Raw genomic sequence first — 522 nt, 5'->3', positions numbered from 1 at the left:
CCTCGGTCCCGGGCTCATCGTCATGGTCGGCGACAACGATGCCGGCGCCTTCGGCACCTACACCCAGGCCGGCCAGAACTACGGCACGGCGCTGCTGTGGACGCTGGCGCTGCTGATCCCGGTCCTGTTCGTAAACCAGGAGATGGTGCTGCGCCTCGGCGCGGTCACGGGCGTCGGGCACGCCCGCCTCATCCTAGAGCGGTTCGGCGGGTTCTGGGGCGCGTTCAGCGTCATCGACCTGTTCCTCCTCAACGCCCTGACGCTCGTCACCGAGTTCATCGGCATCAGCCTCGGCCTCGATTATCTCGGTGTGCCAAAGCTCTGGGGCGTGCTCGCAGCTGCAATCCTCGTGATCGCGGCCGCGAGCACCGGCGACTTCCGCCGCTTCGAACGCTTCGCGCTGGCGCTCGTCGCCGGCAGCCTCCTGCTCGTGCCCGTGGTGCTGATCGTGCACCCGCCGGTAGGCCAGATCGCCCGGGACTTCCTCGTGCCGCGGCTCCCCGCGGGCGCCAAGCTCTCGGA

The 522-nt window shown here is 69.2% G+C and carries 1 protein-coding gene; it reads left to right on the top strand.

What is annotated here, in order from left to right:
• Positions 1–22: 22 nt before the first annotated feature.
• Positions 23–522 (top strand): divalent metal cation transporter (locus ACU8YC_RS26145; protein WP_446896136.1); only part of this gene is annotated, 500 nt, incomplete at its 3' end.

The sequence above is a fragment of the Citrobacter sp. VF227 genome (genome assembly GCF_052950715.1).
This window is presented reverse-complemented; position numbering and strand designations above follow the sequence as displayed.